Source organism: Lutibacter profundi (assembly GCF_001543325.1).
GTDB classification, from domain to species: domain Bacteria; phylum Bacteroidota; class Bacteroidia; order Flavobacteriales; family Flavobacteriaceae; genus Lutibacter; species Lutibacter profundi.
The window spans coordinates 1,404,233-1,418,619 of the sequence record NZ_CP013355.1; the positions used below are offsets into that span (position 1 = coordinate 1,404,233).

10 protein-coding genes are annotated in these 14,387 nt (G+C 30.4%); all 10 read right to left on the reverse strand.

Translation table 11 applies throughout. The annotated features are described in order from the left end of the window. On the reverse strand, positions 1 to 993 hold the full coding sequence (locus Lupro_RS06240) for a glycosyltransferase family 2 protein (RefSeq protein WP_158499554.1): 993 nt from the start codon (positions 991 to 993) through the stop codon (positions 1 to 3). Between the two features lie 45 nt (positions 994 to 1,038). Next, the gene (locus Lupro_RS06245) at positions 1,039 to 2,205 is read right to left on the reverse strand and encodes an ATP-binding protein (RefSeq protein ID WP_068207443.1); all 1,167 of its coding nucleotides are present in this window, start codon (positions 2,203 to 2,205) and stop codon (positions 1,039 to 1,041) included. Between the two features lie 235 nt (positions 2,206 to 2,440). Beyond that, positions 2,441 to 3,421 (reverse strand): glycosyltransferase family 2 protein, encoded by a 981-nt coding sequence (locus Lupro_RS06250; protein WP_068207445.1) that lies wholly within the window; start codon positions 3,419 to 3,421, stop codon positions 2,441 to 2,443. A gap of 1 nt (position 3,422) precedes the next feature. Then, positions 3,423 to 4,070: an acetyltransferase gene (locus Lupro_RS06255; RefSeq protein ID WP_068207448.1), complete on the reverse strand. Its 648-nt coding sequence runs from the start codon at positions 4,068 to 4,070 to the stop codon at positions 3,423 to 3,425. Further along, a complete protein-coding gene (locus Lupro_RS06260) occupies positions 4,064 to 5,146 on the reverse strand; it encodes a DegT/DnrJ/EryC1/StrS family aminotransferase (RefSeq protein ID WP_068207451.1) in 1,083 nt (360 codons plus the stop codon). Before Lupro_RS06260 ends, Lupro_RS06255 begins: the two co-directional genes overlap by 7 nt. Further along, positions 5,143 to 6,582, reverse strand: a complete 1,440-nt coding sequence (locus Lupro_RS06265) for a lipopolysaccharide biosynthesis protein (RefSeq protein WP_068207455.1) — start codon at positions 6,580 to 6,582, stop codon at positions 5,143 to 5,145. The genes Lupro_RS06260 and Lupro_RS06265 overlap by 4 nt, the downstream gene beginning before the upstream one ends. A gap of 835 nt (positions 6,583 to 7,417) precedes the next feature. Then, positions 7,418 to 8,479 (reverse strand): PDDEXK nuclease domain-containing protein, encoded by a 1,062-nt coding sequence (locus Lupro_RS06270; RefSeq protein ID WP_068207457.1) that lies wholly within the window; start codon positions 8,477 to 8,479, stop codon positions 7,418 to 7,420. A gap of 254 nt (positions 8,480 to 8,733) precedes the next feature. Then, positions 8,734 to 9,702 (reverse strand): Gfo/Idh/MocA family oxidoreductase, encoded by a 969-nt coding sequence (locus Lupro_RS06275; protein WP_068207460.1) that lies wholly within the window; start codon positions 9,700 to 9,702, stop codon positions 8,734 to 8,736. Between the two features lie 1,303 nt (positions 9,703 to 11,005). After that, positions 11,006 to 12,127 carry an ATP-binding protein gene (locus Lupro_RS06280; RefSeq protein WP_068207464.1) on the reverse strand — a complete coding sequence of 374 codons (1,122 nt, stop codon included), beginning with the start codon at positions 12,125 to 12,127 and terminating at the stop codon, positions 11,006 to 11,008. A 715-nt stretch (positions 12,128 to 12,842) separates the two neighbouring features. Then, complete coding sequence (locus Lupro_RS06285; RefSeq protein ID WP_068207467.1) at positions 12,843 to 13,826, reverse strand: Fic family protein; 984 nt, start codon at positions 13,824 to 13,826, stop codon at positions 12,843 to 12,845. Between the last annotated feature and the right edge of the window lie 561 nt (positions 13,827 to 14,387).

The window sequence follows — 14,387 nt, forward strand, 5'->3', positions numbered from 1 at the left end:
TTATTGTTTAAAAAACCGATACACACTTCGTATTGCCAACCAACAATTTTGTTTCATTTTAGCTAATATATCACCCTTTAAGGTCTTATAAAATAATTTTGATTGCCAACGTAAAGGCTTGTTGCTTTCAATATAGTTCAACTGGTCTGCATGTAAACGCTCTTTTATTAATTCTAATGCTTTGGGTTTTAACTTTGTTGGCACCTTATCATACATTCCGGCCAATACATTTAGTTGTTGCCTTAAAAACTCCTCTTTATAGGTTTGGTATATCTTATGTTGTTCTAAGTACGCTTTGGTTTTGTCCATTACCGTAGCCAAATCAAACAAACGCTCATCTGCTTTATGTGTGGTGGCTTGTAGCTGTTGCCTGTAATAACTCAACCGTTCTGGTAGTAGCGCAATGGCATTTAATTGCGTTATTAATTGCCAATGTACCGGAATATCTTGCCGTGTTAGCCCTTTTGGAAATGAAATGTTTATTTCTTTTGCAACCGCTGTTTTAATTAATTTAATCCACGTAAAAGCTGGGCGTTGTAATAAGGCTATTTTATTAGTTTCAGCAATGTTTAACAATGTTGAAGGCACTTGTTTTTTTATTTGAATTTCAGTAGGATTCCAAAAGGTAATATAATCCCAAAGTACCATGTCTGCATCTTCACTTTCGGCTAATTGATAGGCTTTTTCTAGCATCGTAACGTCAAATAAATCGTCACCATCTACAAAAGTAACATACTTTCCTGTTGCCAGTGCCAAAGCTTCATTACGTGCAACGGCTAAACCTTCGTTATTCGGTTTCGCAGTTACCTTTATACGCGCATCATTTTGGGCATACTGGTTTAAAATTTCCAACGAACTGTCGGTAGAACCATCATCTATACAAATAATTTCTATATTTTTAAGTGTTTGGTTTACAATACAATCTAAACTGCTACGCAGGTATTGTTCTACATTGTACACTGACATGGTTATGGAAACTAGTGGTTGTTTCATTTGTTTGTTTCTTTCTTTACGCATTTAAAAGTGGTTATAATCACGTTATAAATAATCTTCTAAAAAAGCATTGTTTTTCCAATTAAAAACTTGATTGTTATTAGTTCTTTTTTGTTCTTGAACACCTGCGTAAAGTACAAATGCTTCATTTTCATGGCTTAGTTTTTTCCAATAGTTAATATTTTTAAACCAATTACTCATAAAGGTTTTACCAAATTTAATTTCTATAGGTATTGTTTTATTATAGGTATCTATTATTAAATCTATTTCATGTCCTGTTTTATCTCTCCAATAAAATAACGGTGGAATAATTGCTTTATTGGCATAATATTTAACCAAATCAATAACCACCATGGTTTCAAAAAGTGCTCCTTTAAATGGGTTGTTTTCTAGATGTTCTGGTTTGTTAATTCTTAATAATGAGCAAGCCAAACCAACATCGTAAAAATATAATTTTGGTCTTTTTACTATTGTTTTTTTGTAGTTTTTGTGGTGTGCCTTTAGCAGGTAAATAACAAAACTACTTTCTAAAATACCAATCCAAGATTTTATTGTTTTTAAATTTACACCTACATCAATACTTATAGCATTTAAATTGAGTTCTTGTGCTGTTTGCCCAGCTAAAACTTGCATAAATTTCTCAAATATTAAAAGGTTATTAATATTTTTTATTTGCCTTACATCTCTTTCTATATAGGTTCTTATATAATTAGGATACCAATCTGATGGATTTATATTTTGGTCATAAACCGGAGGGTAAAATCCATTTAATATATAATCAAAATCTGTTTGTTTACTAAATTTGGTTTTTGAGAGTTCTCTAACCGAGAATGGCAATAATGTTATAAAACCCACTCTACCTGCTAGGGTTTGTGCTATATTTTCTTGTAATAGAAAATTATTAGAGCCCGTTAAAATAAATAACCCTTTTTGAGTGTTGTTATCTATAATTTCTTGAAGGTAAGAAAACAACGAAGGAACACGTTGTATTTCATCTAAAATTGCACCGTTAGGTAAGTTTTCTAAAAAGCCTCTTGGATCTTCTATGGCGTAATTTCGTGTATCTAAGTTTTCTAACGATAGGTATTCTTTTTTGTTAAATACCGCTTTAACTAAAGTAGTTTTACCAGATTGTCTTGGACCAATAACGGCAACAACTTTAAATGACTGTGCTAATTGAATTAACTTTGTTTGTGCTTCTCTACGAATCATATTACAAAAATATGGAAAAATATGGAATCAGATTACATTTTTATCAAGTTTATTGATTCGTTGTTATAAGAGCTTATTTGATTGTTTCTTATTCAATTTATACTAGTTTGATATGTTTAAGCTTTCTGTTACGTAAGTATTGTTCTACATTGTAAACTGACATGGTTATGGAAACTTTTGATAGTCTTTTTGGCATACAAGATACTGTACTTTTACAATTATAATATTTCTTTGTTTACTTTTTAAACTTTAAACATATTAAATACCTATCTATAAGCTGAATAATTGGAATTACAATAGGAACTTTATTTGATATATTTAATAAAATGCTTCTCAAGTAATCTTTGTTTTCTAATAAAATTTCATCCATTATTCTACAAGATTTTATATCCTTTGCTTTACTGGCTATTAAGTATCTTAGCTTAGCTCTTAAATATAAAGCTTCTTTTACATAATCTTTACTCGATATATTAAAATATTCAATTATAAAAATAAAACCATAAAAGTAATGCTTTCTAAGATTCCATTGACAAGTAGAGTGAGATGCACTGTTAGGTAAAATTCTATAAACTGCTGTATATTCATTTAATATAGCAATCTTACTATAATATGAAACATAAATCCAAATATTATAATCTAGAATTGAAATTTCATCTTTATTTTTTTCATATAAATCTATAAATTCATAGATTAATGAACTCCGAACTAATACTGTTAATGTAGCAATAACACCTTTTTTTCCTAAAATAACATCTTTAAAATCACATGTTTCTATATCGTGTTTTAGTTTTTTTTCTTTTTTTATAATTCCTGTAGTTTGATTAAGATTTTTTCTTAATGTGCTAACAATACCATAATCTTTATTCTTTTTTAGAAAATCTACCTGCTTATGCAACTTGTAAGAATCTATCCAATAGTCATCACCTTCGCAAATTGCAATATATCTCCCTCTAGATTTACTAACAGACCAAGAAAAATTTTTAGATATACCCTTATTTTGTATGTGATTATAATATCTAATCTCTATTTTACCCTTATAATTGCTAATTATTTTTTTTGCGATTTCATCAGTATTATCAGATGATGCATCATTAGAAATAATTAATTCAACTTCAAAGTTATTTTTTTGCATCAAAACCCCTTCAATGGCTTGTTCAATATATTTTTCATGATTATAAGTAATCATGATTACACTAACCATAGGGGTTTTACTCATTTTAAAAATTTAAGGGTTCTTTTGTTTTAACTACTTTTGCAGGTATACCCATTGCAATTGAATTATCTGGTATATTTTTTGTTACCACAGCACCTGCACCAATTGTAACATTTTTTCCAATTTTTACATTGGGTAATATAGTAACATTTGTTCCTATAAAAGTAAACTTATCAATAAAGCAATTACCTGAAATATTAACACCTGGGCAAATTTCAACAAAATCTTCAATTTTTGTATCATGGCCTATGGTACAAGATAAGTTTATTAAAACACCTTTTCCTATTTTAATGCTATTTGTTAAAATGGTGTTTGTCATAATATTAACACCTTCTTCAATCTTATTATCGTAATTACCTATTACAGCTAAAGGACTAATACTAGATGTATATTCTCCACCTAAGCTCACAAATTTTCTATATAACTGATAACGTGACTTCGGGTTTCCTAAACCTATGGTAAATTGTATACCATTTTTACTAAAAAAATCTTTAACCTGATTTTCATTTTTAAGTATTGGAAATATGTTATAAAGAAAATCACCAACATCATCATTTACATCATCATAGAATGCAACTGCATCCACTTGGTTTTGTTGATAAAATATTTCTAACACTTCTTTAGCAAATCCTTTTGCTCCAATTATTAACATAACACACTATTATTTATAATATTAGAAATCTTAGTTATTTCGTTTTCTTTTAATTCCTTATATAGAGGTAAACATAGTACCCGAGAAGCAATACTTTCTGATATTAGCATTTTTTTGTTATCAACAACATAGTTTAACGTATTTAGAGAGGGATAAAAATAACGCCTTGGGAAAATTTGTTCATCATTTAATAGTTGTTGCACTTCTAATAACATTACTTCACTTTTAAAAATTACAGGATAATAGCTATAATTCCATTGAGTATTTTCTCTAATTTTCAGCTTTTGTAACCTTGTAAAATCTAAATGTGCATTGTAAAAATTAACTACTTTTTTTCTGCCTTTTAATATGATATCCATATAGGGTAATACTGTCAAGCCCATTGCCGCTTGTAGCTCAGACATTTTTCCGTTAATACCCAAACCATGAAATGATGTTGCTGTTTTATGTCCAAAATTATGGCTGTAAAACAACTTATGAAATAATTTTTTATTGGCAGAAAAAATGGCACCTCCTTCGCCTGTATGAAAAAGTTTGGTTGCATGAAAGCTACAAGTACTTACGTCTCCATAGTCAAAAATAGATTTACCCTTATAAGTTACGCCAAAAGTATGTGCAGCATCGTAAATTACTTTTAAATGATGTTTTTTAGCAATAGCTTCAATAGCTTCAATATTACAAGGGTTTCCAAATACATGAGTTGCCAAAATAGCCGTTGTTTTAGAAGTTATTGCTGCTTCAATTTTGGTTTCATCTATCGTTAAATAATCTGGGTGAATATCTACAAAAACAGGTGTGCAATTTTCCCAAACAATAGCTGCCGTAGTTGCTACATAGCTAAAAGGAGTTGTTATAATCTCTCCACCTTTTCCTAAATTTTTTAAAGCTATTTGCAAAGGAATTGTTCCATTGTTTGTTAAAAGCAAATTAGATACTGATAAATATTTTTTTAAACTATCTTCTAGTTCTAACACGAGCTCACCACGATTAGTCAACCATTCATTTTTCCAAATGCGTTTTAATTGCTTTTGATATTCAGCTATTGGTGGAAAAAAAGTTTTAGTAACGTTAATCATAGTTTTTTTATAATATTTATAAGTTCAGTTAAAGAATTTAACTTAAATAGATAAGATAAAGGTATATAAAAAACAAATGCCATAAAACCACCTATTAACAAACGAACTAAATCATATTTAAACAATTTAATTACGGCATAATCAATCCCATATACTAATATACCTGTTATTAATGCTAAAGCTAAAATAGGTAGGATATCTTTAACCTGTTCAAAAGTAGAATAATTAATAAATTTACCTGAATAATATGTATTTACAAAAAATGCTAGTAGAGATACTAAGACACTCCCATATAGCAACCCATAAATACCAAATTGAAAAGCAATAACAATTACTATGATAGTTATTGTTTTCTTTATAACTTCTAACTTTAAAAATAAATCACTTCTTCCTTTTACATTAAGGATATTTAAATTATACGCATGAATAGGGTATAAAATACCTGTAAATATTAAGATTTGAAAATATGGAACCGCAGGTAACCATTTTTCTGTAAACAAAAAGCGAAATAAAGGTTCTGCCAAAACACCCAAAACTATTAGTGTAGGAGCTACAATAAAAACAATCATTTGCATAATTTTTTTATAAACACTTTTTAATTGTACATCATCATCTTGTATTTTCGCAAATAAAGGATAACTAACCTTTCCTATCACAGCTGAAATACTACCAACGGGGAAGAGTTGTAAACTATTAGCTCGTTGATAGTAACCTACTTTTGCTATTGGGAAAAATTTTCCTATGATGATAGCATAAGCATTTGTAAAAATAGTATCTAAAATACCTGATAACGTCAGTTTATAACCAAAATTAAAATGATATATAAATTTTTCTTTACTAAACACCCAAGAAGGAGTCCATTTAGACCAATACCACAATTGTAAGGTACTTACAATTGATTGTGTCAATATTTGCCCTACTAAACTCCATACTCCATATCCTGAATAAGCCATATAAATTCCAACACCACCACTCACAATGAGCGATGGTACTGCTACTATCATTTGAGTTTTGAAATCCATTAGTTTAGTTAATCGTGTTAACTGAATCATAGAGAAAGCATTTATAATAAAAGTAATAGCATACCAACGCACAATATTTGTCAATATATCTTGGTTATAAAAATTGGCTATGTATGGTGCAATTGCAAATATTATAGCATAAATTACAACACTACCACCTAAATTAAAAAAAAAAACAGTAGAATAGTCTTCTTGGTTTGGGTTTTTGGAACGTATTAATGAGGAGCCCAAACCAGCATTCATCAATATTGTTCCTATACCCATAAAGACTGAAATCATTGCTATAAGCCCAAACTCTTCAGGTAATAATAAGCGAGCTAAGATAACAGAAACCACAAATGCTATCCCCTGTGTACTAAACTGCTGCAAGAAAGTCCAAAAAACTCCAGAAAGGGCCTTTTTCTTTAATGACATTTTTTGATAATTCCATTTAAATAATTCATCAAAATCTACTTTTATATAATTTTATCGTGCCCTATCTCTTTATTCCCTCTACGGTCTAAAATTTTAGGGAGTTCTATTAGCTGTACGTTATCCATTGTTGTATTTTAAGATTACCTAACACTCTCTAAAACGGTTTGTAACGGGTTTTGGTACACTTGTATAAATTGTTTGTAATTGGAATAAAACTGTATTCCTGAGCTTTTACCAGTATTATTTTTTCCATGGGGTTGGTTTTAATTTGGTAAATTTAATATTTTTTAGGGGTTTAGTCTTCTTTAACGTTAAATTTTAGTTTTTTTATCACTTTTGTAACTGTTTTATGTGTTTTTTGAGATAGATTGAAGGGGTTGAGGGGTCTTGCGGTCGGGTTGTCTTGCAAGCTCACTTTTCAAAACTATTCTCAATACTATTTTTCTTCATTCCATTTCAAAAAACAACTTGAACTGACATTTTCCTTTTCACTCTTCACTCTTCACTCTTCACTCTTCACTTCTCACTTTTTATCCTGAGCGTAGCCAAAGGGCTCACTTTTCAAAACTGTTCTCGATACTATTTTTCTTCATTCCATTTCGAAAAACAACTTGAACTGACATTTTCCTTTTCACTCTTCACTTTTCACTCTTCACTTTTTACTTTTCACTTTTTATCCTGAGCGTAGCCGAAGGGCTCACTTTTCACTTTTTACTCTTCACCCCTCTCTTTTCACTTTTCACTTTTTATCCTGAGCGTAGCCGAAGGGCTCACTTTTTACTTTATACTTTACGCTCTGCCCTCCTCTTTGGGGGCTAGGGGGCTTTTTCAATTTTTATTCATCTCCTTTATTTTCAATCAATTGTTTTAGTTCTTGTTTGCTAGGCAATACTGTTTGATATTTGCTAGCAAATATTTGTTCATTGTTTTCGGGCAAGGTTATCTCAACTAATGTTTCATTCTTTTTTTTACATAGAATTATTCCGATTGTTTTATTTTCATTTTCAAGTTTTACTTTCCGGTCATAATAATTAACATACATTTGCATTTGTCCTAAATCTTGATGTGTAATTTCTCCTATTTTCAAATCTACCAATACAAAACATTGTAAAATTCTATTATAGAAAACTAAATCTACTCTAAAATGTTTATCATCAAAAGTAAAACGAACTTGTCGCCCTACAAATGTATATCCTTTCCCAAATTCAAGTAAAAAATGTTCTAATTTATCTATGATTTTTTGTTCCAATTCAGTTTCAGAATATTTACTTTCTTCCGGAAAGCCTAAAAACTCAAGAATATAGGGATCTTTAACGGTATCTTTTGGTTTTTCAATTATTTGTCCTTTCTCAGATAATTTTTTAACACCTTTTTTATCTCTGCTCAATGCCAACCTTTCAAATAAGGCTGTGCCAAATTGTCGTTGTAGTTCTCTTAAACTCCAGCTATTATTTATTGCTTCAATTTCATAAAACTTTCTTTCGTCAGGATTATCAACCCTAACCAAGAATAGATAATGAGACCAACTTAATTGAAAGTCAATGCTATCAGAAATCCGAGGCACTGTTTCGGATTTTTTATTGGTAAATTCCGCAGACAGTGTTTGCGTTTTTGAATAAACTACATAAAATTGACGCATTTGCTCAAGATTCCTTTGTGAAAAACCACGACCAAACTCTTTACTTAACTTTTCCGAAAGGCCTTTCAGTATCTTTTTACCGTATTTTGCTCTTATTTTTCCTTTTTGCTCTTCTTCAACAATAATTTTACCAATCTCAAAATAGGTATAAACCATTGTTTTATTCACCCTCTGAATTACTGATTTACGAGCAATACTAAGCAATTGAACAACTTTATTGTAAAAATCTACATTTATATTTTCTTTAATTTTAGACATCTAAAATAGTTATTATTCTATTTTGTTATTCAATAATAGTTACTAAATCTTTAGTTGATTTTCTCACTTTTTATCCTGAGCATAGCCGAAGGGCTCACTTTTCACTTTTTACTCTTCACCCCTCACTTTTCACTTTTCACTTTTCACTTTTCACTTTTCACTTTTCACTTTTCACTCTTCACTCTTCACTTTTTATCCTGAGCGGAGCCGAAGGGCTCACTTCTCACTTCTCATCCCGAGCGTAGCCGAAGGGCTCACTTCTCAAACGGGTGCTTTGCCAATGGTTTTTTTACAAAAGGATGGTATTCGCCTTTTGCGCCTATTGGTTTGGCATGGCGTATGGCATGTACAATTTCTATGGCTTGGCGTGGCGCTTCTAATCCGTAGCCGTTGCCTTTTAATATTTCTTGATATGAGGTGGTGTGTAAATTGGTAAAACCACCGCTAAATTCTAATTCTTCGCCTTCAATGGTGATAGAGCGATAGGTACGTTGCCCTTTGGCTTTTATTTCATCGGGCAAAACATCGTAATTAATGGCTAAAAACCAACGAACTCTGGCTTTTTCAAATTCTAAATAACCAGCAGAACGGTCGTGTGTGTTTATATGAACTATGTTTTGTTTTAAATCTCCAAATATCCACGAGAGCATATCAAAAAAATGCACGCCTATATTGGTAGCAATGCCTCCAGATTTTGACACATCGCCTTTCCACGAAGTGTAATACCAATGGCCACGCGATGTTAAGTAGGTTAAATCTACATTGTATATTTTATCTTTGGGTCCGTTAGCAATTTTTTGTTTTAGCGCAATAATGCTAGGATGTACCCGCAACTGTAAAATATTGTAAATTTTATTACCTGTTTCTTGCTCTATCTTTCCTAAAGCATCCATATTCCAAGGGTTTAACACCAACGGTTTTTCGCAAATGGCATCTGCACCTTGTCGTAATGCAAAGCGAATATGTGCATCGTGCAAGTAATTGGGTGTGCATATACTTACGTAGTTTAACGGAATGTTTTGCTCGTGTGTGAGTTTAGAGATATGACGGTCAAAGCGTTCAAACTCGGTAAAAAAATCGGCATTTGGGAAATAACTATCAATAATACCTACACTATCAAACTTATCTAAAGCAGCTACCAAGTTATTGTTGGTTTCCTTTATGGCTTTCATATGACGTGGTGCTATATAACCACTGGCGCCTATCAATGCGAAATTTTTCATGGATACTTCCTTTTTATAGGATTATTTTCTATTGAGTCAAATTTAGTTTTTTATTATGATATCTACTGATTTATTTTGAGGGTTTTTTTAAACAGGTTGTTGAAGGGTCTTGCGGTCGTGTGGTCGTGTAGTCGAGGGGTTGTGTGGTCGTGCAGTCGAGGGGTTGTGGGTTTTCATTGATAAAAAGTATTCAAAAATCTAGGCTTACGATACTTTCCCTAAATTTTTTATTCAATTTCTAAATTTCAGAAACTCGCTTTAGTAGTTTTCAACTGTTTTTATAATTCGTAAAGCTCTAACAGTCTGAAATTTTTTGCGAAATTTTCATCGCAAATTTTACGCTAAAGTCTCGATAGGCCGCTTGAATAATTACCAGCATTGTAAACGTAACGAAACAATCTTATAATTGGAACTACAACACAACAGATTACCGCGTCGCTATCGCGTCTCGTAATGACCGATGGGTTCGTCTGTTCTAGTGCCGTAATGAAATGAAGCTGTATCAAGAACTAATTATTTGAAATAACCTTTTCTCTCTTTTACTTACTGTCCTTTTTTGCATTGTCCAATACTTTTTCATTGATAAAAAGTATTCAAAAATCTAGGCTTACGATACTTTCCCTAAATTTTTTATTCAATTTCTAAATTTCAGAAACTCGCTTTAGTGGTTTTTATCTGGTTTTATAATGCGTAAAGCTCTAACAGTCTGAAATTTGTTGCGAAATTTTCATCACAAATTTTACGCTAAAGTCTCGATAGGCCACTTGAATAATTACCATCTTTACGAACGTAATGAAGCAATCTTATAATTGGAACTACAACACAACAGATTACCGCGTCGCTATCGCGTCTCGTAATGACCGATGGGTTCATCTGTTCGAGTGCCGTAATGAAATGAAGCTGTATCAAGAACTAATTATTTGAAATAACCATTTCTTTCTTTTACTTACTGTCCTTTCTTACATTGTCCAATACTTTTTCATTGATAAAAAGTATTCAAAAATCTAGGCTTACGATACTTTCCCTAAATTTTTTATTCAATTTCTAAATTTCAGAAACTCGCTTTACTGGTTTTTATCTGGTTTTATAATGCGTAAAGCTCAAACAGTCTGAAATTTTTTGCAAAATTTTCATCGCAAATTTTACGCTAAAGTCTCGATGGCCGTTTGAATAATTACCAGCATTGCAAACGTAATGAAGCAATCTTATAATTGGAACTACAACACAACAGATTACCGCGTCGCTATCGCGTCTCGTAATGACGAAAAAAAATTATATTGTTATGCTGAAAATGATAAATGGTTTAATTTATAAATGTTTCATAGTTACCAGTAGTTATTACTTTAAAGTCATAATTATCATAAGCTTTTTGGAAAGCAATAGGGATTTTTGTTTTTTTATTTTTATTCCATTTAAATTCATAGGCAAATAACTTTCCTTCACGCTCTTCTATATAATCAATTTCTTGTCCTGAATGCGTTCTCCAAAAAAACTTATTACTATATATTTTATGGTACTCACAATATTTTACTCGTTCGCTAATAAGATAATTTTCCCATAGTGCACCTACATCATTTCTTAAACTTATAGGGTTATAGTTGGCTATTAGCGAATTTCTTACTCCATTATCGTAAAAATATATTTTATGTGATTTTTTTAATTCATTTCTTAAATTTCTGCTAAATGAACTCAATTTAAAAACAACAAAAGATTGTTCTAATAAATTTATATAAGACTCAACTGTTTCACTGTTTAAACCAACCGTTTGCCCTAATTCATGGTAAGAGACTTGATTGCCAACCTGAAAAGATATTGCTTGTAACAGTTTAATTATTTTGTCAGATTTCTTAATTCTATTCCATTCTAAAATATCTTTATATAAATAACTATTTGTTAATTGTTGTAATATCTCTTTTTCATTACCTGCATTATTAATCACATCGGGATATGAACCGTAAATTAATCTATGATTTAACATTTTTAATTCGTTTAACAAATGATGTTGATTTACCAATTCACCAAATGATATTGGGTATAGTTGATGTTCAAACTTTCTACCCGTGAGTGGTTCGTTTATGTTATTAGATAACTCAAAAGATGAAGAGCCTGTTGCAATTAATTGAATATGTTTTAACTCATCTGTTATTAATTTAAGTTTAACACCAATATCTTCTATTCGTTGAGCTTCGTCAACAATAACAATTTTATAATTTCCTATAATAGCTTTTAGCCTTGTAGCAGAAGGCTGATTAAATAGTTCTCTATCTTCAATATTATCAGCATTTATCCATAAAACACCTTTTTCTTGCTTTGAAAGCTCTTTTAACAATGTCGTTTTTCCAACTTGTCGAGGTCCTAACAGAATAATTGCTTTGCCTTTATACAATTGTTTTTTGATTTTTTTTAATAATATGCGCTCTATCATACTACAAATGTATTAATTTTTCGATTACAATATGAATATTTATATTAATTTTTCGATTACAGTCGGTATAGTTATTAAATAATTATGGAGATAGATTATCTGAGGAGTATTGCGGTCAAACGTAGAGTGAAGACATTTTTTTTAAATTCTTGTCCTTTCTTACATTGTCCAATACTTTTTCATTGATAAAAAGTATTCAAAAATCTAGGCTTATGATACTTTCCCTAAATTTTTTATTCAATTTCTAAATTTCAGAAACTCGCTTTGGTAGTTTTTAACTGTTTTTATAATTCGTAAAGCTCTAACAGTCTGAAATTTTTTGCGAAATTTTCATCGCAAATTTTACGCTAAAGTCTCGATAGGCCGCTTGAATAATTACCAGCATCTTATACAAACATAGGATGACGGATGGGTTCGTCTGTTCTAGTGCCGTAATGAAATGAAGCTGTATCGAGAACTAATTATTTGAAATAACCATTTCTTTCTTTTACTTACTGTCCTTTTTTGCATTGTCCAATACTTTTTCATTGATAAAAAGTATTCAAAAATCTAGGCTTACGATACTTTCCCTAAATTTTTTATTCAATTTCTAAATTTCAGAAACTCGCTTTGGTAGTTTTTAACGAGTTTGCATATGGTTAGTTGCGGGTTTAAAACTGTACTTTTCCACTGTTTGCTAATCCGTTTAAAAGTAGTTATTTCTATTTATTCTAATTTAGTAATTGGCTATATGCGGTGTTGTACCTAGTTTTAATCTATATTTTGTTTTATTCTTTTCTCCTATTTTTTCAAATAGATTCATTTCAACTCCTTTTTTCAAGTCTCTACTAGCAGTAGCGGAAGAAATATCTTTAAAAATATCCATATAATCTTTTCTGGCAAAATCAATTTTGTTGAGGGAAACAAAATAATCAAGTCTATCTTTTTCATTCAATATTCTATTATTATATTTTAGTAAATCACTAATTGAAGTGTTAATGACATTTAACATATACTCAATAAATTTTGTTGATTTTCCAGATTTATCACTTTCAGATAATGCTCTATAATATTTTTCTTGGTCTTTACTAATAAGTGTCTCAAATGGGATATACTCAAAAACTGGATATTTTTCCATTAGTATCAACGTTTGCCATAATCTGCCCATCCTACCATTACCATCAAGGAAAGGGTGAATAAATTCCATTTCGTAGTGAAAGACACAACTTTTAATCAATGCTATTTCTTCTGACTTTTTCAGATATTGAAAAAGATCTTTCATTAAGTACGGAACGTTTTTATGAGGTGGTGCTAAATGTTCTACTTTAGATCCTTTAACAATTCCGACTCCTTGTTTTCTATACTTTCCTACATTCTCAACAAGATTATTCATTAAAGTAGAATGTGCTTTTAAGAATGATTTTTCGTTATATGGATTGAATTTTTCTAAGTTTTTGTAAATTTCAATTGCATTAAGTACTTCTTTAATATCTTTTTGAGGTCCAATTACTCTTTTGTTTTCTAATAAGGCAGTTATTTGTTCCTCAGTTAATGTATTTCCCTCAATTTTTAATGAAGAATGAATCGTTTTAATTTTATTCTGTTTTCTCAGTGTAGTGGAAGGTTTGTTTAAATAATTTGCATTAATTTCTCCTATTTTTTCTGAAATAGAAGAAATTAACTTTAAAATATTTGATGTAATATCATAAGGTGGTTTCATTTTAATACTATCATTTGATACTATCAAAGGTAGTGTCTTTTTTCTTTATTATGAATTTATAAGGGTCTTTTTTTTATTGGGTACAACTATTTTTATGATGCGTAAAGCTCTAAAAGTCTGAAATTTGCTGCGAAATTTTCATCGCAAATTTTACGCTAAAGTCTCGATAGGCCGTTTGAATAATTACCAGCATTGCAAACATAACGAAACAATCTTATAATTGGAACTACAACACAACAGATTACCGCGTCGCTCTCGCGTCTCGTAATGACGGATGGATTAGTCTGTTCGAGTGCCGTAGTGAAATGAAGGTGTATCGAGAACTAATTATTTGAAATAACTTTTTCTCTCTTTTACTTACTGTCCTTTTTTGCATTGTCCAATACTTTTTCATTGATAAAAAGTATTCAAAAATCTAGGCTTACAATACTTTCCCTAAATTTTTTATTCAATTTCTAAATTTCAGAAACTCGCTTTACTGGTTTTTAACTGTTTTTATAATTCGTAAAGCTCTAACAGTCTGAAATTTGTTACGAAATTTTCATCGCAAATTTTACGCTA